The following is a 20,478-nucleotide window of genomic DNA, read 5'->3' on the forward strand; positions in this document are numbered from 1 at the left end:
TTAGCTTTTTATATGCTATAATAATACTTGATAAATCGGCTGTTGCCATGATCAAGGAGGAGTTTATGATAGATCGCGATAAGGCATTCCATATTCTGTCGCAATATGGTCAGGAGCATATACTGAACTATTATGATGAATTAAGTGATGACGAAAAGAAAGAGCTGCTCGGTCAGATCGAGATCACTGATTTTTCTGTCCTTGACAATCTGGATGCAGAAAAAAACAGTAATTCGGTCCGCGGAGTTTTTGCGCCTCTCGGTGCTGTGACTACCAAGGATATAGCTGCTGAAAGTGACAAGTATATAGGGATCGGTCTGGACGCCATTAAAGAAAGAAAAGTAGCTGCTGTTCTGCTTGCGGGCGGTCAGGGTACGAGACTTGGATTTGATAAGCCAAAGGGTATGTTCAATATAGGCGTTAATAAGGAACTTTATATTTTTCAGTGCCTTATTAATAATCTGATGGACGTGGTAAAGCTTGCCGGGGCATGGGTACCTCTATATATCATGACCAGCGAGAAGAATAATAAAGAAACTATTGAGTTTTTCGAGGTGAAGGACTATTTCGGTTACGATCGAAGATATGTAAAGTTCTTTATTCAGGATATGGCTCCTTCCGTAGATTATAAAGGCAAGATCCTGATGGAAAGCCGTTCAAGGATATCGCTGTCACCGAACGGAAACGGAGGCTGGTTCTCTTCTCTTGTAAGAGCCGGGCTTCTCGACGAGATCAAAGAACATGGCGTTCAGTGGATAAACGTCTTTGCTGTTGACAATGTTTTACAGCGTATAGCAGATCCCGGATTTGTAGGGGCGGTCATAAGATCAGGACTCCAGTCGGGCGGAAAAGTGGTAAGCAAGGCTTCTCCCGAAGAGCGTGTCGGCGTTCTCTGCCTTGAGGACGGAAAACCTTCTATTGTTGAGTATTACGAAATGACCGAGGAAATGAGGACTCTTCTTGATAAGGACGGAGAGCTTGCGTATAAATACGGTGTTATCCTGAATTATCTGTTCAATGTTGATAAACTCGAAGAGATATGTGACAGGAAAATGCCTGTTCATGTTGTTGAAAAGAAGATACCTTATATGAACGATGAGGGGAAGCTTATAAAGCCCGAATCGCCCAACGGCCATAAATTCGAGACGCTTGTTCTTGATATGGTCCATATGCAGGACAGCTGCCTTGCGTATGAAGTTGAGAGAGAAAAGGAATTTGCGCCTGTTAAAAACGCAGTCGGAGTTGATTCTGTTGACTCGGCTCGTGCTCTTCTAAAGGCAAACGGAATCGATATATAAACTGAAGCAACACTCCCGCTAATTGGGAGTGTTGCTGTGTATTGGACACATAATAAACGGATGGATGCTTGCTTATGAAAAGTTTATTGAAATATCTGAAAAACTATAAAAAAGAGCTTGTTCTCGGACCGTTCTTCAAGCTTCTGGAAGCGATTTTTGAGCTTATTGTACCTGTTGTTATGGCAAAAATTATCGATAACGGTATCGGAAACAGGGATAGTTCCTATATCCTTAAAATGAGCGGAGTTATCGTTCTTCTGGGAGCGAGCGGTCTCTGTTTTGCACTTACCTGTCAGTATTTTGCAGCAAAATGTGCATATGGCTTCGGAACAGAGCTAAGAGCCGAACTGTACAGGCATATCAATACACTGTCATACAGCAGTATTGATAAAATAGGCACTGCATCTCTTGTTAACAGGCTGACAAACGATACCAATACCGTTCAGAACGGAGTTAATATGTTCATAAGGCTTGCTGTAAGAGCTCCTTTTCTTGTTATCGGTGCTGCAGTCATGGCTGTTACGATCGATCTGAGACTGTCTCTTATTTTCTTTGTGGTAGCTCCGGTTATTTCTTTGATTATTTTTCTGATAATGAAAAAGACTGTTCCGATGTACAAGAAGAATCAGCAGTGCCTGGACAAAGCTGCAATGCTTACCCGGGAGAGCCTTGAGGGCGCAAGGGTTATAAGGGCATTTTCACGTCAGCAGGAGGAGATAGGCGAATTCAAGGAAGCAGTCGTCGACATTTCAGATAATTCGATTGCAGTAGGCAAGATTTCCGCAATACTCAATCCGGTTGCGTTTATGGTGATGAACCTTGGCATTGTTGCTGTTATCTGGTTCGGCGGTCTGAGGATAGACTGCGGAGAGCTCACACAGGGCGAGCTTACAGCTTTTACAAATTATATGACCCAGATACTTCTTGCCCTTGTTGTGCTTGCAAATCTTATAGTTATCTTTACTAAGGCGTTTGCGTCGGCAAACCGAATAAACGAGGTATTCTCTCTTGTTTCCGAGGAAAACGGTGATATCGACAGATTATCGTTTAACACTGATATCAATATAATTGAGTTCCGCAGCGTTTCATTTGCGTACGAAGGGGCCGGAGATTATTCGCTGAGAAACATTAGCTTTTCCGTTAAAAGGGGACAGATGCTCGGAATAATTGGCGGTACAGGCTGCGGCAAAACCACTCTTGCAAATCTTATACCGTGCTTTTATCGTGCAACAGAGGGCGATGTGCGTCTTTTCGGTGAGAATGTCAATGATATTGAGAATACAGAGCTTAGAAGCAGGATCGGCACTGTGCCGCAGAAGGCTACTCTTTTTTCCGGAACAATAAGAGAAAACATGAAATGGCGAAAAAACGACGCCACTGACGAAGAGATAATCTCTGCTCTCAGGATAGCGCAGGCCTGGGAATTTGTGAAAGAGACCCCGGACGGCCTTGATACAGTAATATCTCAGGGCGGAAAGAATCTTTCCGGCGGTCAGAGACAGCGTATCTCTATTGCAAGAGCTCTTGTGGGGGCCCCTGATATCGTTATTCTTGATGACTCTACCAGCGCGCTTGATTACAAGACTGATCTTGCTTTCAGACGTGCTCTCAGCGATGAGCTTCCCGATACAACTGTTGTTATGATATCTCAGAGAACGACCTCGCTGAAAAATGCGGATAAGATAGTCGTCATGGATGAGGGAGAGGCCGTAGGCGTGGGAACTCACAGTGAGCTTGTTGAGAACTGTGATGTTTATAATGAGATATACAGATCTCAGATGAACGTTAAGGAGGGAAGTGCTGATGTTTGATACATTAAAGAGAGTGTTCTCGTATGCCGCTCCTTATAGGAAGTTCTTTGTAATGACCCTTGTTTTTGCTGCGTTGGGAGTATCGCTTTCATTAGCTGTTCCCGTATTTATCGGTGAAGCAGTTGACTGCTGTACAGGAAAGGGCGAAGTTGAATTTTCCCGCTTGGCTGTCATAATCCCCCTGCTTGCCTGTTCTGTCATAGCAAGTACCATTTTTCAGTGGCTTATGAGTATATGCACCAATAAGCTTTCTTTTCTGACCATAAGGGATCTCAGATCCGACGTCTTCTGCAAACTGGAACGTGTTCCGCTGAGATATATTGACGGACATACAAAGGGTGAGCTTACAAGCAGAGTCATTAACGATATTGAGATCATATCAGACGGTCTGCTCCAGGGATTCACTCAGTTTCTGAGCGGCATCATCACTATTATCGGAACTCTTGTGTTTATGATGATGATAAATTACAGGATCGCCATAGTAGTTGTTGTACTCACGCCTTTGTCTTTTATAGCGGCTTCAAGGATCACAAAGGCTTCACATGATTCGTATATGAAGCAGTCGAAGCTGAGAGGAGATATGGTGGGACTTGCCGAGGAGATGGCAGGAAATCAGAAGATAGTTAAAGCTTTTGGATATGATAAACGAGCGGAAGAACGCTTTGACAGGATAAACAAGGCGTATGGCGAGATCGGTGCAAAGGCGACTTTTTTCAGTTCGATGACCAATCCCACTACGAGATTTGTAAACGGTCTGATATATGCGGCGGTGGGACTTCTCGGAGCGCTTGGCGTTGTTGGCAGATCAGCGTTGATAGGATCAATGACCATTGGTAAGCTTTCGAGTTTTCTTGCTTACTCGAATCAGTATACAAAGCCGTTCAACGAGATATCCGGTGTATTTGCGGAGCTTCAGAATGCGGTGGCCTCTGCCGAGAGAGTTTTCGGTGTGCTTGATGAAGAAGAGGTAAGTGATGATTCCGACAAGGAAATACTTGATAAATGCGACGGTTCGCTGCGGTTCACTGATGTTTTCTTCTCCTATGACAAAAACAAGAAGCTTATCGAGAACTTCAGTCTTGATGTGAAAAGCGGACAGCGTATAGCGATAGTGGGACCTACAGGATGCGGAAAATCCACAATTATAAATCTGCTGCTCAGGTTTTACGATATCGACAGCGGTAAGATAGAGGTATCAGGCAAGGATATAAACACAGTTACAAGAGACAGTCTCAGGAGCTGTTTCGGTATGGTGCTTCAGGAGACATGGGTCTTTACAGGGACAGTTGCAGAGAATATTGCTTACGGCGCTCCCGATGCCACAAGAGAACAGATAATCAATGCGGCTAAGTCGGTATACGCTCATGGCTTTATCAAGAGGCTACCCGACGGGTATGATACGATCATAAGCGAAGAAAGCGGTCTTTCTCAGGGGCAGAAGCAGCTTATATGCATTGCAAGGATAATGCTCATGGATCCTCCTATTCTGATCCTCGATGAAGCCACAAGCTCCATTGATCTGCGAACAGAGCTGCGAATACAAAAAGCGTTTGCAAAGCTTATGGAGGGGAGGACGAGCTTTATAATCGCTCACAGACTCTCAACTATCAAAAACGCAGATGTTATACTTGTAATGAAGCAGGGCAACGTGATAGAGCAGGGAAATCATGACCGGCTTATGGAAAATGGTGGTTTTTATTCCGAGCTTTATAACAGTCAGTTTGCTTCGTGATCGGTCCGACAGACGGGAGGTGATATAGATGAATAAGGAGTGGTCGGAGCTCAATAAATCTGTACAATTGCTGATGAAAAGGAAAGAAACATACAGCGAAGGCATAAAAACGCTTCTTCATCTTAGAGAAGATCTTATGGATGTAATTCTTTCCTTCAAGGATGAACTGAAAAGAGAGGAGTTCAACGCTATTCCTTTTATAAATGCCGACGGCTATCATTCTAAAACCATCGCCTATTCTTTATGGCATATTTTCCGTATCGAAGATATCGTTGCAAATACACTGATCCGTAATGATGAACAGATATTTTTTACAGGAAATTACAAGGATCGTATATCTTCTCCTATAATCGCCACGGGTAATGAGCTTGCAAAGGAGCAGATCGCTGATTTTTCGGAGAAATTGGACATTGATGAACTGTATCTCTATATATCCGAGGTCAGAGACAGTACCGATGATATTCTTAAAGATCTGCCTTTTGAAGCTCTGAAGGATAAGATATCGGATGAGCAGAAGAAACGCCTCAGAAAACTGAATGTAGTGAGCGATGATGAAAAAGCGGCCTGGCTTGTGGATTACTGGTGCGGAAAGAGTGTGCTCGGACTTATAAAAATGCCGTTTTCACGGCATTGGATAATGCATATAGAAGCAAGTCTGCGCATAAAAGAAAAAATCATGAAAAACCGAAAGTAATATACTTGCTTTCGGTTTTTATATTATGTAAATGTTTTGCCTCAAAATACTTTGTTTAATTCTTGACAAACTGAATGAAATGTTGTAAAATTAATATGTATTCTTATGTATTGAAAGGAATGATCTTCAATGGGTTTAACTTTAACAGAAAAGATACTCAAAGCGCACCTGGTCGACGGTGAATACGTCAAGGGTCAGGAGATCGGTATCCGTATCGATCAGACTCTCACTCAGGACGCTACAGGTACTATGGCATATCTGGAGTTTGAAGCTATCGGTGTTCCTCGTGTAAAGACAGAACGTTCGGTGGCTTACATAGATCATAATACTCTCCAGAACGGTTTTGAGAACGCTGACGATCACAGATTTATCGGCAGTGTTGCAAAAAAACACGGTATTTATTTCTCGCGTCCCGGTAACGGTATCTGTCATCAGGTACACCTGGAGCGCTTCGGTATTCCCGGAAAGACTCTTATCGGTTCCGACAGCCATACGCCTACAGGCGGTGGTATCGGTATGATCGCTATTGGTGCAGGAGGTCTTGATGTTGCTGTTGCAATGGGCGGCGGCGCTTACTATATCACTTGCCCGAAGGTCGTTAAAGTTGAACTCACCGGAAAGCTTCAGCCCTGGGTAGCTGCAAAGGACGTTATCCTTGAAGTTCTCAGAAGATTATCCGTTAAGGGCGGCGTCGGCAAGGTAATAGAGTATTGCGGCGAAGGCGTAAAGACACTTTCTGTTCCCGAAAGAGCTACTATTACAAATATGGGCGCGGAGCTTGGTGCAACTACATCTATATTCCCTTCGGACGAGATAACAAAGCAGTTCCTCAAGGCTCAGAAGCGTGAAGAAGTATGGACTCCTCTTGCAGCTGATCCTGACGCTGTTTACGACGAAGAGCTCACGATCGACCTTAGTAAGCTGGTTCCTCTTGCTGCTTGTCCCCATTCTCCCGATAATGTAAAGAGCGTTGAGGAGATCGGCAGACTCAAGATAGATCAGGTCTGTATCGGTTCATGTACTAACTCTTCTCTTCTTGATATGCTCAAGGTAGCTCATATATTAAAGGGCAAGACCGTAAATCCTGATGTTTCGCTGGCTATAGCTCCGGGTTCAAAGCAGGTCCTCAATATGCTCGCACAGAACGGTGCGCTTTCCGTACTTATTGATGCAGGCGCAAGAATTCTCGAGAGCGCCTGCGGTCCTTGTATCGGTATGGGACAGTCTCCTAATTCAAAGGGTATTTCTCTCCGTACCTTCAACAGAAACTTTGAAGGACGTTCGGGAACAAAGGACGGTCAGATTTATCTTGTATCACCTGAAATGGCTGCTGTATCTGCACTTACAGGTTATCTCACAGACCCCAGAGAACTCGGCGAAATGCCTGATTTCAAGCTTCCCGAGGAATTCGTTATAAATGATAATATGGTAGTTCCTCCGGTTTCCGAAGCAGAAATGGACAGTGTTGAGATACTTCGCGGTCCCAACATCAAGCCTTATCCAGAGACTTCGCCTCTGCTGGATACCATTGATGCACCTGTATCACTCAAGGTCGGCGATAATATCACTACAGATCATATCATGCCCGCAGGTGCGAAGATACTTCCTCTGCGTTCAAATATTCCGAAGATATCGCAGCACTGTTTTGCAGTATGTGACGAGAGCTTCCCTGAGAGAGCAAAGTCGCTTGGCAAGAGCATTATCGTAGGCGGTTCAAACTACGGTCAGGGCTCGTCCAGAGAGCACGCTGCACTTGCTCCTCTTTATCTCGGCGTAAAGGCTGTGCTCGTAAAGTCATTTGCAAGAATACATCGTGCTAACCTTATAAATGCGGGTATCCTTCCGCTTACATTCGTTAATGAGGCTGATTACGACAAGATCTCACAGGGCGACGAGCTCGTTCTTGCAGATGTGAGAAAGGCTGTTGAGGACGGAAAGACCGAGCTCACTGTTGTTGATAAGACAAACGGCACTGAGATACCTGTGCTCTGTGAGCTTTCAGGACGTACAAAGGATATCATGCTTGCAGGCGGACTGCTTGACTTTACAAGAGAGTCTATGAAGTGATGCATTTTATGGCAGGTGTAAAATGATGAATACTATTACAAGTCCGTCAGTTTGCAGTGAATTGTTTGCGAGCAGGATCGTCAGGCTCCCGAGGACAGGAAAAGACTGGATAGTCCTTCTGATAGCTGTAGTTATAGCCTTTCTGCTTGAATTTCTGTTCAGGAACACTTTATCAAATATGAAAAGAGAGCATAGACGTATAGTTGAAGGCGTCGGTATGTTTATAATAATCGTTATTCTGGAACTGATTATTTCTGATTGAAATAAAAAGGAGGTATAATCCGATGGCAAAAATAACAATGAAAACGCCGCTGGTCGAAATGGACGGCGACGAGATGACAAGAATACTCTGGCAGTGGATCAAGGAGACACTTCTCGAACCATATGTAGAGCTTAATACAGAATACTATGATCTTGGTCTCAAGCACAGAGAGGAGACAAAGGATCAGGTAACTATTGATTCCGCTGAGGCTACAAAGAAGTACGGCGTAGCGGTTAAATGTGCAACTATTACACCCAATGCCGCAAGAATGCCCGAGTATAACCTTACTCAGATGTGGAAATCCCCTAACGGAACTATCAGAGCGGCACTTGACGGTACTGTTTTCCGTACTCCCATAATTGTAAAGGGAATAGAGCCTTATATTCCTACATGGACAAAGCCTATCACAATTGCACGTCATGCTTACGGTGATGTTTATAAGAATACCGAAATGCGTGTCAGCAAGGGCAGCAAGGCCGAGCTGGTTGTTACTGATGAGAACGGAAACGAGACCCGTGAGCTTATCCATGATTTCACAAAGTGCGACGGTATAATCCAGGGACTTCATAATCTTGACGACTCGATTTCAGGCTTTGCAAGAGCCTGCCTCAACTACGGTCTTGATCTCAAGCAGGACGTTTGGTTTGCTTCCAAGGATACTATCTCAAAGAAGTACGATCATCGCTTCAAGGATATCTTCCAGGAGATCTATGATAATGAGTACAAGGAAAAGTACGAGGCGGCAGGCATCGAGTACTTCTATACTCTTATTGATGACGCAGTTGCGAGAGTTATCCGTTCAAACGGCGGCTATATCTGGGCTTGCAAGAACTACGACGGCGATGTAATGTCGGATATGGTATCTACAGCATACGGAAGTCTTGCTATGATGACATCTGTACTTGTTTCACCTGACGGCATATATGAATATGAAGCTGCTCATGGTACTGTACAGCGCCATTATTACAAATATCTCAAGGGCGAGGAGACCTCGACTAATTCTGTAGCAACTATTTTTGCCTGGAGCGGCGCTCTCAGAAAGAGGGGAGAGCTTGACGGAACTCCCGAGCTCTGCGACTTTGCTGATAAGCTCGAAAAAGCTACGATTCAGACGATAGAGGACGGCGTAATGACAGGTGACCTCTATCTTATATCAAAGCTTGACAATAAGAAGAAGGTCGATTCAAAGACTTTTCTTGATGAGATAAAGATAAGACTTGATAAATTAATGTGATAAGAGAGAGGGCATACAATAATGTCAAAAAACTCAATATCAAACTCTGTCATACGAAGACTACCAAGGTATTATCGTTTTCTTGGCGAGCTTGAAAATAATGGATATGTTCGTATATCTTCGAGAGAGCTGTCTGAGAAGATGGGGCTGACAGCTTCGCAGATCAGACAGGATTTCAACTGCTTCGGCGAATTCGGTCAGCAGGGTTACGGCTATAACGTCAGTGATCTTAGACAGGAAATAGGGAAGATACTTGGACTTGACAAGCAGACTCCCATGATACTTCTTGGTGCAGGTAATCTTGGAAAGGCTATTGCTGCTCATATTGATTTCCGCAACAAGGGCTTTGATCTTATCGGAGCTTTTGATATCAACGAAGAACTCATAGGCAAGGAAATAGGCGAGCTGAAGGTAAAGAGCGTTGATGAGCTGAGCTCGTTCTGCGCTGAAAACAAGCCTGTCGCTGCAATTCTTTGCGTTCCTATGCAGTCGGCCGAAAAGCTTGTGAACACTCTTATTGAGTGCGGCATACAGGCTTTCTGGAATTTCACTCATTATGATCTGAAGGTTGCTCATAAGGGCGTAGCGGTTGAAAACGTTCACCTTGGCGACAGCCTTACAACTTTGTCCTATTGCTTGAATAATATGGAGGATAAGGACAAGAAATAAAGATCTATAGGCGGAACGAGTGAGAACTTGTTCCGCTTTTAGGAAGAAAGTATGTGAAATAATTATCAAAGTGTAAGGTGCGTTATATCACTATTGATATTTAGCAATTCCAAATACGAATTGCGTTTTATAACAAGGTTTATTTAATTTTTGCTCTTTGATCGCTCTGCAAAGAAAGCAAAGCAATTTTCGGGATAAGAGATAATGATTTGTATTTGTCTTATCAGAGAGAATATTCAGCCTTGTAAGTCAAATGCAACAAAAATATTTCTCTAAGTTCTCAATTATGTGTCAGTAATAAAAAGGGAATATAAAAACAAATATATCGTCTTATAAAAAAGAGTGAGAAAGGCTTTTAGCCTATTGTTAATTCGATATCAATATCAGAATAGCGATATTCTTAAAGTGAATTTGAATTTATTCGCGGATATTGGTATACTTATAATGTATAGTAATGCAGAAATAAGTATAATGCTGTTATGACGCATTGTACAGTATAAAACTGGGAGAGGATTTTATGGATTATCGTATCGAACACGACTCAATGGGTGAAGTAAAAGTGCCTGCTGATAAGTATTGGGCAGCTCAGACCGAAAGAAGTCATGAGAATTTTCTTATTGGCGTTGGCATAGAAACTATGCCAAGGGAGATAACTCACGCATTCGGTATACTGAAAAAAGCAGCTGCTCTTTCAAATCATCAGCTCAAACCCGAAAAAATGACCGATCGTAAGCTTGATGCTATTTCCAGAGCTTGCGACGAGGTAATAAGCGGTTCACTTAACGATCATTTTCCGCTTGTTGTATGGCAGACCGGAAGCGGTACTCAGTCGAATATGAATGCCAATGAGGTAATTGCCAACAGAGGAAACGAGATCGCCGGCGAGAAGCTCCTCCATCCCAATGATGACATAAATATGAGCCAGTCGTCAAATGATACTTTTCCGACTGCAATGCATATTGCAGCTGTTATTGCTCTTGAAGATAAGGTGATACCTGCTGTTGATACGCTTATAGATACCTTTAAGAGACTTGAATCCGAGAATGAGGGGATAGTTAAGAGCGGAAGGACACACCTTCAGGATGCTACTCCCATAAAGTTTTCTCAGGAGATCAGCGGCTGGAGAGCTTCTCTTGAAAAGGACAGAAAGATGATCCTTTCTTCATGCGAAGAGCTCAAGGAGCTTGCGCTTGGCGGTACAGCTGTTGGAACAGGCCTTAACGCTCCCGAGGGATTTGCAGAACTGTCTGCTGAAAACATAAGTAAGCTTACAGGCAAAAACTTTATAACATCTCCCAATAAATTCCATTCTCTTACTTCAAAGGATGAGATAGTCTTTGCACACGGCGCTCTGAAGGCTCTTGCAGCCGATATGATGAAGATAGCCAATGACGTAAGATGGCTTGCTTCAGGTCCCCGCGACGGCCTTGGAGAAATATTCATTCCCGAGAATGAACCGGGTTCTTCAATAATGCCGGGTAAGGTAAATCCCACGCAGTGCGAACAGGTGACAATGGTTGCTGTTCAGGTAATGGGCAACGATGTTGCTGTGGGTATGGCAGCTTCACAGGGTAATTTTGAACTTAATGTGTTCATGCCCGTATGTGCGTATAATTTCCTTCAGTCTGCAAGACTTCTTGCGGAGTCGATCATTTCATTCAATAAGAACTGTGCAGTTGGAATAAAAGCCAACAAGGAAAAGATGCACCATAATCTTCATAATTCTCTTATGCTTGTAACAGCTCTCAATCCGTACATCGGATACGAGAATGCTGCGAAGACCGCTAAAAAAGCTTTCAAGGACAATATCTCCCTGAAGGAAGCCTGTGTTGAACTTGGTTTCCTTACAGCTGAAAGATTTGACGAGGTATTCCACCCCGAGCAGATGGTTTGATCTATACGAAAGGAAGCGTAATATGGAAACTTTTACATATTATCCGGGCTGTACTCTGAGGACAAAGGCAAGAGATCTTGATAGATATGCAAGGTCATCAGCTATGGCTCTCGGTATCTCCCTTGAAGAGCCCGATGACTGGCAGTGCTGTGGCGGTGCGTATACTACCGCCAAAGACGAGATAGCTACAAAGCTCTCGGCAGTCAGGACGCTCAATGCAGCTAAATCAGTCAACAGGCCTCTTGTGACTGTATGTTCTGCCTGCCATAATGTTATAAAGCAGACTAATTATGACATTATCCACGATGACGAAATGGCTTCAAAGGTAAATAATTATCTGAAGCTCGACGAGCCTTACTGCGGAGAGACAACAGTTTATCACTATCTCGAGCTGCTTCGTGATGTTATCGGATTTGACGAACTTGCAAAGAGAGTTGTCTGTCCGTTCAAGGGAAAGAAGATCGCCGCATATTATGGTTGCCTGCTTCTTCGTCCGTCAAAGGCTCTTGCAATGGATGATCCGGAGAATCCTTCGATCATGGAAGATTTCATTAAAGCCATCGGAGGTACTCCTGTGATATATGCACAGAGAAATGAGTGCTGCGGAGGCTATATCACTCTTGAGGACAAGGATCAGGCCGCAAAGAGAAGCGGAGTTGTTATGCGTTCTGCTGCGGATCAGGGAGCCGATATGATCATCACAGCCTGTCCGCTCTGTCTGTATAACCTGAAAAAGAACTCCGGCTCCGAGCTTCCTGTTTACTACTTTACCGAGCTTCTTGCGGAAGCTCTTGGCGTGAAGGAGGAAAACGATGAATAAGAATTTAAAGGAACAGGTTCTTCGTTCCAGCGGAGTCAATGTGCTTAAATGTATGCGCTGCGGAAAGTGCTCGGGCACCTGTCCGTCGTATGACGAGATGGAATATCATCCGCATCAGTTCGTGTATATGGTTGAACGCGGAGATATAGAGACTCTGATGAACTCTAAGTCGATATACAAGTGTCTGACCTGCTTTGCCTGCGTCGACAGATGTCCGCGTAATGTTGAGCCCGCTAAGGTAGTTGAGGCTGTACGTCTTGCCGCTGTCAGACAGCAGGGCAACAATCACATGACACCGGCTCAGATACCTGAAATGCTCGATGATGATCTGCCGCAGCAGGCTGTCGTTACAGCTTTCAGAAAATACATAAAATAAGGAGGAGATGGCTAAATGCAGAAAATAGGCGTTTTTGTCTGTCATTGCGGAACCAATATCGCTGCAACGGTAGACGTTAAGGCTGTTGCTGAAGCACTGGGGCATGAACCAGGTGTTGTTATCTCCCGGGATTATCAGTATATGTGTTCCGAGTCGGGACAGAATCTTGTGAAAAATGCAATTAAGGAACATAAGCTCACAGGTATTGTAGTATGTTCCTGCTCACCGAGAATGCATGAGAATACGTTCAGAAAAGCTGCTGCTTCCGTAGGTCTCAATCCGTATCTTGTAGAGATCGCAAATATTCGCGAGCAGTGTTCCTGGATACACAAGGATATAGCGACTGCTACCGAGAAGGCTATAATACTCGGTAAAGCTGCTGTTGCCAAGGTGCATCTCAACGCCCCGCTCACAGCAGGAGAGAGCCCTGTAGCCAAGAGAGCTCTTGTTATCGGCGGAGGAATTGCCGGTATACAGACCGCTCTTGATATTGCAGAGGCGGGCTTTGATGTAGATATAGTGGAGAAGAACCCCACGATCGGCGGTAAAATGGCTCAGATTGACAAGACCTTCCCCACACTTGACTGCGCCGCTTGTATCCTTACTCCTAAAATGGTAGAGGCTTCGCAGAATGAGCATATCACTATCCATTCATTCAGCGAGGTAACAGATGTAAAAGGCTTTGTAGGTAACTTTACAGTTACCATAAAGAAAAAGGCGCGTTATGTTGACGAGACAAAATGTACAGGCTGCGGTCTTTGTACTGAAAAATGTCCCATGAAAAAAGTGCCCAATGAGTTCAACATGGGACTTGATAACCGTACAGCGATCTATATCCCGTTTGCTCAGGCAGTTCCCAAGGTGGCTACTATTGATCCGAATTACTGCATGATGCTGAAGAACGGAAAGTGCGGAGTCTGCTCAAAGGTATGCTCTGTGGGAGCTATCGATTACAAGCAGGAGGATAGGTTTATTGAGCAGAAGTACGGCGCTATAGTTGTAGCCACAGGCTTCAATCCTATTAATCTCGATAAGTACGATGAGTTTGCATACAATCAGTGTCCCGATGTAGTTACATCACTTGAGCTGGAGCGACTTATGAACGCCGCAGGACCCAATGGCGGTACGCTTCTTCGTCCTTCCGATAAGACACATCCTCACAAGATCGTTTTTGTTCAGTGTGTTGGTTCAAGATGTGACGACAGCAAGGGCAAGCCTTATTGTTCAAAGATATGCTGTATGTATACAGCTAAGCACGCTATGCTCATCCGTGAGAAATATCCTGATACAGAGGTATATGTATTCTACATAGATGTCCGTACACCCGGCAAGAACTTTGATGAGTTCTACCGCCGTGCAGTTGAGCAGTACAATGTTCATTACATAAAGGGTATGGTAGGCAAGGTAACACCTCGCTCCGACGGAAAGATTGAGGTACAGGCTTCAGATCTTCTTGCAGATGAACAGCTCCATATCGATGCTGATTTGGTGGTTCTTGCTGCGGCTATAGAGCCTGACAAGACGGCACGGCCTCTGGCTACTATGCTTACGACTCAGATGGACACTAACGACTTCTTCACAGAGGCTCACCCGAAGCTTCGTCCTGTTGAGAGTGCTACGGCTGGTATATTCCTTTCAGGCGCTTGTCAGGGACCTAAGGATATACCTGAAACAGTTGCGCAGGCAAGTGCGGCTGCGGCGAAGGCTATCGGTCTTCTCGTAAAGAACAGTATTACCTGTAACCCCTGTGTTGCACATTCGGACGAGCTCATGTGCAACGGCTGCTCCTCCTGTGAAAAGGTTTGTCCTTACGGAGCTATCACATATATTGACAAGGAGTTCAGAATGCCTGACCGAACAACCGCTGTACGCCGCGTAGCAAGTGTTAATCCTGCGGTATGTCAGGGCTGCGGTGCTTGTACAGTCGCTTGTCCTTCGGGAGCTATGGACCTTAACGGCTTCTCTAACAGTCAGATCATGGCGGAGGTAGACGCAATATGCAAGTAAATGAAAACAAAGAGTTTGAACCGCTGATAGTTGCCTTCTGCTGTAACTGGTGTTCTTATGCAGGAGCTGATCTTTCGGGAACAAACAGACTTAACTATCCTACAAATGTAAAGATAATCAGAGTGCCCTGTTCATGCAGAGTAAACCCTATGTTTATTCTGAGAGCCTTTCAGCGAGGCGCTGACGGAGTGATACTCTGCGGCTGTCATCCCGGTGACTGCCACTATACATCAGGAAATTACTTCACAAGAAGAAGAATGACACTTCTTTTCAGTATGCTTGATTTCCTTGGCATCGAACGCGACAGAACGAGAGTTGAGTGGGTCTCGGCAGCTGAGGGCGCTAAATTCGCAGCTACCATGAATGAATTTACCGAAGCGGTAAAGAAACTCGGACCTAACCGCAGATTGGAGGATTTACGATGCAGGAAGCAATGATAAACAGAGCAAAGCAGCTTCTGGCTGACGGCACCGTAAACCGTGTCATCGGCTGGAAGAGGGGAGAGTTCGCTTATGATATTACTCCTGCTGTTTTTGATTCTGCTGATGAACTTGACAGCGACTTTGTCTTTGATGATTTTACAGCCGCAAATGTGTCAAAGTATCTTGTTAAAGAGAGTAAAAAGGAAGGAAAAGTGCTTGCCTTCCTGAAGCCCTGTGATACATACAGCTTCAATCAGCTCGTCAAGGAACACAGGGTGGTTCGCGAAAATGTATATATCATAGGTATCCCCGGCGGACCTAAGCTTGATGCCGAAAAAATCAAGGCAAAGGGTATTACAGGCATTCTGGGCGTTAAGAATGAGAACTATACACTGAAAATAGATACCGTATACGGCGAGGAGACCATGCCTTTCTATGAGGCTGTGCTTGATAAATGCGCTTCGTGCAAGAGCAAGAAACACGTTGTATATGACGAGCTTATGGGCGATGAGGGCGATGTACTTGACTCAGATCGCTTTGATATGGTAGAAAAGCTTGAAAACATGACAGCTCAGGAGCGTTATGATTTCTGGCGTGAGCAGCTTTCAAAGTGTATACGCTGTAATGCGTGCAGAAATGTCTGTCCTGCCTGCACTTGTGAGAAGTGCGTGTTTGACAATCCCGCTTCGGGCGTAGAGAATAAAGCTCCGGCTGACAGCTTCGAGGAGAATATGTTCCATATTATCCGTGCATTCCATGTGGCAGGAAGATGCACTGACTGCGGAGAGTGTTCGAGGGTGTGTCCTCAGAATATACCGCTGCACCTGCTCAACAGAAAGTTCATAAAGGATATCAACGAGCTGTACGGAAACTATCAGGCCGGTGAGGATACCACCTCAAGAGCTCCTCTCAATGACTACCGACAGGATGACTGCGAGGCCGGAATTGTACATGAAAGGGGAGTTGAATAATGCTGAAGATATCACTTGATAAGCTGGATAAGCTTTTTGAAGCGGTCTCAGCTTCGCAGACTCTCTATATTCCCGTTGACCGTGAGGACGGTGCAGCAGAGTATAAGAAGTACGAAAGCGGTATGAAGCTCAGCAGTGCTCTGAATACAGTAAGGAGCGCAAAGGACTTCTTTTTCCCTCAGACAGAAAATCTCGTTGATTTCAAAATGGAGGGCAAGAATATCGAGGTCATCGATGTCCGCGAGGAATCTGAGGATTTTGTAATATTCGGAGTTCGTGCCTGTGATGCAAGAAGCTTCACTATTCTTGACAAGGTATTCCTTTGCGAGCCTGTTGACAGCTATTACAAGAATCGCCGTGATCACGGAACTGTAGTCACAATGGCCTGCACACGTCCTGCCGAGACTTGTTTCTGCGGAACTTTCGGTATCGACGCAGCGGCTCCGGAGGGAGATGCTGCCTGCTACAGCGACGGCGAGAGCCTGTTTATCGAGGCTCATAACGAAAAGGGACAGAAGTTCATCGACTCCGTTGCTTCGCTTTTTGAAGATGGCGATACAGCAAAGCTTGAAGCTGTTCGTGAAAAGACAAGGGAAGTGCTCAAAAAGCTCCCTCTTGCAAATCTTACTACTGATAATTTCGGCGGCGACAAGCTCAACGAGTACTTTAACTCCGACAAGTGGGGAGAGCTTTCCGAGAGCTGTCTCGGCTGCGGTACCTGTACATTTGTATGTCCCACCTGCCAGTGCTATGATATTAAGGATTTCAACACAGGTCATGGTATAAAGCGATTCCGCTGCTGGGATTCCTGTATGTATTCCGATTTCACGAAAATGGCGCATGGCAATCCGAGACTTACCCAGCTTGAGCGTTTCCGCCAGAGATTTATGCATAAGCTTGTGTATTTTCCGGCAAATAATAACGGCGAATTCGGATGTGTGGGCTGCGGAAGATGCCTTTCAAAGTGTCCCATATCTATGAACATAGTCAAGGTAATGAAAGCATTGGAGGTAAAGTGATGAATAATGATACATTGATACCTTACATAGGAGTAGTTACCGATATAAGACAGGATACCCCTGACGTAAAGACCTTCAGAGTCGTTTCTCCCGAGGGCGGCAAGGTTTTCGAGCATATGCCCGGACAGTGTGCTATGCTTTCGATCCCCGGAGTAGGTGAGGCGATGTTCTCCATAACGTCTTCTCCCACTAACAAGGAGTATATGGAGTTCAGCATCAAGAAATGCGGATGTCTTACATCATGGCTCCATGCAATGGACGTAGGTCAGCAGATAACGATACGCGGACCTTATGGCAATCATTTCCCTGTTGAGAGCGAACTCAAGGGAAAGGATCTCCTGTTTATCGCAGGCGGTATCGGTCTTGCACCGCTTCGTTCGGTTATCAACTATGTCCGTGACAACCGTTCCGATTACGGCGAAGTACAGATAGTATACGGTTCACGTTCAAAGGATGATCTTGTTGACTACAAGGAGATCATTGACGAGTGGATGGCCGATGACGGCATTGAAGTTGATCTGACCATTGATAATCCTCAGGAGGGATGGGACGGTCATGTAGGTTTTGTTCCGAATTACGTCAAGGAGCTCAACCCTTCCATAAACAAGACGGTCCTTATATGCGGACCTCCCATAATGATTAAGTTTACACTTTCAGGACTCAAGGAGCTTGGATTTACAGAAACTCAGGTCTACACAACTATGGAGCTGAAGATGAAGTGCGCCGTTGGCAAATGCGGACGCTGCAATATCGGAAACAAGTATGTGTGCAAGGACGGACCTGTATTCCGCTTCGATCAGCTCGATGAGCTGCCTGATGAATATTAAGGAGGAGAATTTCGCATGGATAATATGTTGAATGTTTACCTGTTCGGCAAGAGATACCAGGTACCTGCAGGTCTTACAATAATGACAGCTATGGAATATGCAGGTTATGAACTTGTCAGAGGCTGCGGCTGCCGCAACGGTTTCTGCGGTGCCTGTGCAACTATATACAGAATAAAGGGAGAAACCGAGCTTCACGGATGTCTTGCCTGTCAGACGGAGATCCAGGAGGGAATGTATGTTGCTACACTTCCGTTCTTCCCGCTTGAAAAGAGAGTATACAATATCGAGGAGATAAAGCCCGATCAGCAGATCATGATGCAGCTTTATCCCGAGATATACAGCTGTATCGGCTGTAATGCCTGTACAAAGGCCTGTACTCAGGAACTCAATGTTATGCAGTATATCGCATACGCTCAGAGAGGCGAGTACGATAAATGCGCAGAGGAGAGCTTTGACTGCGTAATGTGCGGAGTATGTTCATCACGCTGTCCCGCAGGTATCTCACATCCTCAGGTCGCAATGCTTGCAAGACGACTCAACGGTAAGTATATTGCCCCCGAATGCGGTCATCTTGCTGACAGGGTCAATGAGATCAACGAAGGTATATACGATGAAAAGATAGCAGAGCTTATGATCAAGGCTGTAGATGATCTTGACGAGATCAAGGATATGTACAATCATCGTGAGATCGAAAAGTAAGGGGGAGAGAAGATGTACAAGATTGAAAAGCTTAATGAACTTGCAAAGGTAGTTGCAGCCAAAAGAGCTGAAAATGCAGCCCTCGAACCCAGACGTATGACTGCTGAAGAAAAGGACGAGCTTCTGGCTAATTTCCATCCTGATTACAAGCAGGACGAATTTACCGTACTTTCCGCAGGCGTTAACAAGGGAGATAAGGTCCCCACACAGCTTGCAGCACTTCTTCAGGGCAAGAGCCGTATCAGTTCGGATGACGTGGATCTGTCATCTCCTGATTATGATACAGATGTGCTTATAATCGGCGGCGGCGGCGCGGGAGCTTCAGCAGCTATCGAAGCAGATGAAGCAGGCGTAAAGGCAATGATCGTCACAAAGCTTCGTATCGGTGATGCCAATACTATGATGGCTGAGGGCGGCATTCAGGCTGCCGATAAGCCTAATGATTCTCCTGCCATACACTTCCTCGACGCATTCGGCGGTGGTCATTTTGCTGCTAAGCCTGAGTTGGTAAAGAAGCTTGTAACAAAGGCGCCCGAGGCAATACAGTGGCTCAACAAGCTCGGCGTGGAGTTCGATAAAGAGCCTGACGGTACAATGGTCACGACTCACGGCGGCGGTACTTCCCGCAAGAGAATGCACGCTGCAAAGGATTACTCCGGTGCTGAGATAATGAGAACTCTCCGCGACGAGGTCATCAACAGAGGTATCCCCGTTGTTGATTTCACAGCTGCTGTGGAGATAATCCTTGATGAAAACGGCAGAGCCGCAGGCGCTGTTCTCATGAATATGGAGACAAAGGAACTTCTCGTTGCAAGAGCAAAGACCGTTATAATCGCTACAGGCGGCGCAGGAAGGCTCCATTATCAGGGATTCCCAACATCAAATCATTACGGAGCTACCGCTGACGGACTTATCCTCGGCTACCGAGTAGGAGCAAAGCTGCTTTATGCTGATACGCTCCAGTATCATCCGACGGGTACAGGCTATCCCGAGCAGATATTCGGAGCACTTGTAACCGAAAAGGTACGTTCTCTGGGTGCCAAGCTCGTAAATATAGACGGTGATGTATTCATGCATCCTCTCGAGACCCGTGACGTAACAGCAGCTTCCATCATTCGTGAATGTACAGCCCGCAATAAGGGAATAGACACAAGTCTTGGCAAGTCTATATGGCTTGATACTCCAATGATAGAGCTTATCCACGGCGAGGGAACTATAGAGAAGCGTATCCCAGCAATGATGAGAATGTTCGGCAAGTACGGAATAGATATAAGAAAGGAACCCATACTTGTTTATCCTACACTTCACTATCAGAACGGCGGCCTCGATATCGCCGATGACTGTGCAACAGGTGTCGAGAATCTTTATGCCGCAGGCGAAGTAGCAGGCGGTATCCACGGCAGAAACCGACTCATGGGCAATTCACTGCTTGATGTTATCGTATTCGGCAGAAATGCTGGTATCAATGCAGCAGCAAAGGCCAGGGAGACGGATTCATCAGTTAAACTTACACTTGCTCATATTGATAAGTTCAATAAGGAGCTTGAAGCAGTCGGAGCTGCAAGTGATGTTCCTTCACCTATGCTGCTTCCTCATTACGCAAGAAAAAAATAAAAAACAGGGACGCTTTTCATGAAGCGTCCCGAAATATGATATAAGAAAGATAAGTGATAAAT

At 45.2% G+C, this 20,478-nt stretch carries 18 protein-coding genes; all 18 read left to right on the forward strand.

Going from position 1 to position 20,478, the window contains the following annotated elements; translation table 11 throughout:
- Positions 1-65 precede the first annotated feature (65 nt).
- The 18 genes from Q0Y65_RS00835 to Q0Y65_RS00920 all read left to right on the forward strand — a co-directional run bounded on the left by Q0Y65_RS00835 (position 66) and on the right by Q0Y65_RS00920 (position 20,416).
- Complete coding sequence (locus tag Q0Y65_RS00835) at positions 66-1,298, forward strand: UDPGP type 1 family protein (RefSeq protein WP_297955590.1); 1,233 nt, start codon at positions 66-68, stop codon at positions 1,296-1,298.
- 74 nt (positions 1,299-1,372) lie between these two features.
- The gene (locus Q0Y65_RS00840; RefSeq protein ID WP_297955593.1) at positions 1,373-3,109 is read left to right on the forward strand and encodes an ABC transporter ATP-binding protein; all 1,737 of its coding nucleotides are present in this window, start codon (positions 1,373-1,375) and stop codon (positions 3,107-3,109) included.
- Positions 3,102-4,841: an ABC transporter ATP-binding protein gene (locus tag Q0Y65_RS00845; RefSeq protein ID WP_297955595.1), complete on the forward strand. Its 1,740-nt coding sequence runs from the start codon at positions 3,102-3,104 to the stop codon at positions 4,839-4,841. The genes Q0Y65_RS00840 and Q0Y65_RS00845 overlap by 8 nt, the downstream gene beginning before the upstream one ends.
- 28 nt (positions 4,842-4,869) lie before the next feature.
- Entirely contained in the window at positions 4,870-5,535 is a 666-nt protein-coding gene (locus Q0Y65_RS00850) for a phage head-tail adapter protein (protein ID WP_297955597.1), read from the forward strand.
- 129 nt (positions 5,536-5,664) lie between these two features.
- Positions 5,665-7,602, forward strand: coding sequence for an aconitate hydratase (locus Q0Y65_RS00855; RefSeq protein ID WP_297955600.1), 1,938 nt, complete (start codon positions 5,665-5,667; stop codon positions 7,600-7,602).
- Positions 7,603-7,624: 22 nt separating this feature from the next.
- Positions 7,625-7,864, forward strand: a complete 240-nt coding sequence (locus tag Q0Y65_RS00860) for a hypothetical protein (protein ID WP_297955603.1) — start codon at positions 7,625-7,627, stop codon at positions 7,862-7,864.
- Positions 7,865-7,886: 22 nt separating this feature from the next.
- Positions 7,887-9,098: an NADP-dependent isocitrate dehydrogenase gene (locus tag Q0Y65_RS00865; protein WP_297955606.1), complete on the forward strand. Its 1,212-nt coding sequence runs from the start codon at positions 7,887-7,889 to the stop codon at positions 9,096-9,098.
- A 21-nt stretch (positions 9,099-9,119) separates the two neighbouring features.
- Positions 9,120-9,767 carry a redox-sensing transcriptional repressor Rex gene (locus tag Q0Y65_RS00870; RefSeq protein WP_297955607.1) on the forward strand — a complete coding sequence of 216 codons (648 nt, stop codon included), beginning with the start codon at positions 9,120-9,122 and terminating at the stop codon, positions 9,765-9,767.
- A 517-nt stretch (positions 9,768-10,284) separates the two neighbouring features.
- Positions 10,285-11,661 (forward strand): class II fumarate hydratase, encoded by a 1,377-nt coding sequence (gene fumC, locus Q0Y65_RS00875; RefSeq protein WP_297955610.1) that lies wholly within the window; start codon positions 10,285-10,287, stop codon positions 11,659-11,661.
- Between the two features lie 22 nt (positions 11,662-11,683).
- Positions 11,684-12,481 (forward strand): CoB--CoM heterodisulfide reductase iron-sulfur subunit B family protein, encoded by a 798-nt coding sequence (locus Q0Y65_RS00880; RefSeq protein ID WP_297955613.1) that lies wholly within the window; start codon positions 11,684-11,686, stop codon positions 12,479-12,481.
- Complete coding sequence (locus Q0Y65_RS00885; RefSeq protein ID WP_297955616.1) at positions 12,474-12,857, forward strand: 4Fe-4S dicluster domain-containing protein; 384 nt, start codon at positions 12,474-12,476, stop codon at positions 12,855-12,857. Before Q0Y65_RS00880 ends, Q0Y65_RS00885 begins: the two co-directional genes overlap by 8 nt.
- Before the next feature lie 15 nt (positions 12,858-12,872).
- Positions 12,873-14,864: a CoB--CoM heterodisulfide reductase iron-sulfur subunit A family protein gene (locus Q0Y65_RS00890; protein ID WP_297955652.1), complete on the forward strand. Its 1,992-nt coding sequence runs from the start codon at positions 12,873-12,875 to the stop codon at positions 14,862-14,864.
- A complete protein-coding gene (locus Q0Y65_RS00895; RefSeq protein WP_028520576.1) occupies positions 14,855-15,301 on the forward strand; it encodes a hydrogenase iron-sulfur subunit in 447 nt (148 codons plus the stop codon). The genes Q0Y65_RS00890 and Q0Y65_RS00895 overlap by 10 nt, the downstream gene beginning before the upstream one ends.
- Positions 15,286-16,257, forward strand: coding sequence for a 4Fe-4S dicluster domain-containing protein (locus Q0Y65_RS00900; RefSeq protein WP_297955654.1), 972 nt, complete (start codon positions 15,286-15,288; stop codon positions 16,255-16,257). Before Q0Y65_RS00895 ends, Q0Y65_RS00900 begins: the two co-directional genes overlap by 16 nt.
- On the forward strand, positions 16,257-17,276 hold the full coding sequence (locus Q0Y65_RS00905) for a 4Fe-4S dicluster domain-containing protein (RefSeq protein ID WP_297955657.1): 1,020 nt from the start codon (positions 16,257-16,259) through the stop codon (positions 17,274-17,276). The genes Q0Y65_RS00900 and Q0Y65_RS00905 overlap by 1 nt, the downstream gene beginning before the upstream one ends.
- Positions 17,276-18,103, forward strand: a complete 828-nt coding sequence (locus Q0Y65_RS00910) for an FAD/NAD(P)-binding protein (RefSeq protein ID WP_297955660.1) — start codon at positions 17,276-17,278, stop codon at positions 18,101-18,103. Before Q0Y65_RS00905 ends, Q0Y65_RS00910 begins: the two co-directional genes overlap by 1 nt.
- A gap of 15 nt (positions 18,104-18,118) precedes the next feature.
- Positions 18,119-18,802 carry a 4Fe-4S dicluster domain-containing protein gene (locus Q0Y65_RS00915; RefSeq protein WP_297955663.1) on the forward strand — a complete coding sequence of 228 codons (684 nt, stop codon included), beginning with the start codon at positions 18,119-18,121 and terminating at the stop codon, positions 18,800-18,802.
- A gap of 12 nt (positions 18,803-18,814) precedes the next feature.
- Positions 18,815-20,416: an FAD-dependent oxidoreductase gene (locus Q0Y65_RS00920; protein ID WP_297955665.1), complete on the forward strand. Its 1,602-nt coding sequence runs from the start codon at positions 18,815-18,817 to the stop codon at positions 20,414-20,416.
- Positions 20,417-20,478 lie beyond the last annotated feature (62 nt).

The organism is uncultured Ruminococcus sp., assembly GCF_947301925.1.
GTDB lineage: Bacteria > Bacillota > Clostridia > Oscillospirales > Ruminococcaceae > Ruminococcus.

What these genes read in the sequence shown, in the direction of transcription:
- Q0Y65_RS00920 (WP_297955665.1), top strand. Translation starts at nt 18,815, where the DNA reads ATGTACAAGATTGAAAAGCTTAATGAACTTGCAAAGGTAGTTGCAGCC.
- Q0Y65_RS00855 (WP_297955600.1), top strand. Translation starts at nt 5,665, where the DNA reads ATGGGTTTAACTTTAACAGAAAAGATACTCAAAGCGCACCTGGTCGAC.
- Q0Y65_RS00845 (WP_297955595.1), top strand. Translation starts at nt 3,102, where the DNA reads ATGTTTGATACATTAAAGAGAGTGTTCTCGTATGCCGCTCCTTATAGG.
- Q0Y65_RS00870 (WP_297955607.1), top strand. Translation starts at nt 9,120, where the DNA reads ATGTCAAAAAACTCAATATCAAACTCTGTCATACGAAGACTACCAAGG.
- Q0Y65_RS00895 (WP_028520576.1), top strand. Translation starts at nt 14,855, where the DNA reads ATGCAAGTAAATGAAAACAAAGAGTTTGAACCGCTGATAGTTGCCTTC.
- Q0Y65_RS00865 (WP_297955606.1), top strand. Translation starts at nt 7,887, where the DNA reads ATGGCAAAAATAACAATGAAAACGCCGCTGGTCGAAATGGACGGCGAC.
- Q0Y65_RS00850 (WP_297955597.1), top strand. Translation starts at nt 4,870, where the DNA reads ATGAATAAGGAGTGGTCGGAGCTCAATAAATCTGTACAATTGCTGATG.
- Q0Y65_RS00885 (WP_297955616.1), top strand. Translation starts at nt 12,474, where the DNA reads ATGAATAAGAATTTAAAGGAACAGGTTCTTCGTTCCAGCGGAGTCAAT.
- Q0Y65_RS00900 (WP_297955654.1), top strand. Translation starts at nt 15,286, where the DNA reads ATGCAGGAAGCAATGATAAACAGAGCAAAGCAGCTTCTGGCTGACGGC.
- Q0Y65_RS00910 (WP_297955660.1), top strand. Translation starts at nt 17,276, where the DNA reads ATGAATAATGATACATTGATACCTTACATAGGAGTAGTTACCGATATA.
- Q0Y65_RS00860 (WP_297955603.1), top strand. Translation starts at nt 7,625, where the DNA reads ATGATGAATACTATTACAAGTCCGTCAGTTTGCAGTGAATTGTTTGCG.
- Q0Y65_RS00835 (WP_297955590.1), top strand. Translation starts at nt 66, where the DNA reads ATGATAGATCGCGATAAGGCATTCCATATTCTGTCGCAATATGGTCAG.
- Q0Y65_RS00905 (WP_297955657.1), top strand. Translation starts at nt 16,257, where the DNA reads ATGCTGAAGATATCACTTGATAAGCTGGATAAGCTTTTTGAAGCGGTC.
- Q0Y65_RS00915 (WP_297955663.1), top strand. Translation starts at nt 18,119, where the DNA reads ATGGATAATATGTTGAATGTTTACCTGTTCGGCAAGAGATACCAGGTA.
- Q0Y65_RS00890 (WP_297955652.1), top strand. Translation starts at nt 12,873, where the DNA reads ATGCAGAAAATAGGCGTTTTTGTCTGTCATTGCGGAACCAATATCGCT.
- Q0Y65_RS00880 (WP_297955613.1), top strand. Translation starts at nt 11,684, where the DNA reads ATGGAAACTTTTACATATTATCCGGGCTGTACTCTGAGGACAAAGGCA.
- fumC (WP_297955610.1), top strand. Translation starts at nt 10,285, where the DNA reads ATGGATTATCGTATCGAACACGACTCAATGGGTGAAGTAAAAGTGCCT.
- Q0Y65_RS00840 (WP_297955593.1), top strand. Translation starts at nt 1,373, where the DNA reads ATGAAAAGTTTATTGAAATATCTGAAAAACTATAAAAAAGAGCTTGTT.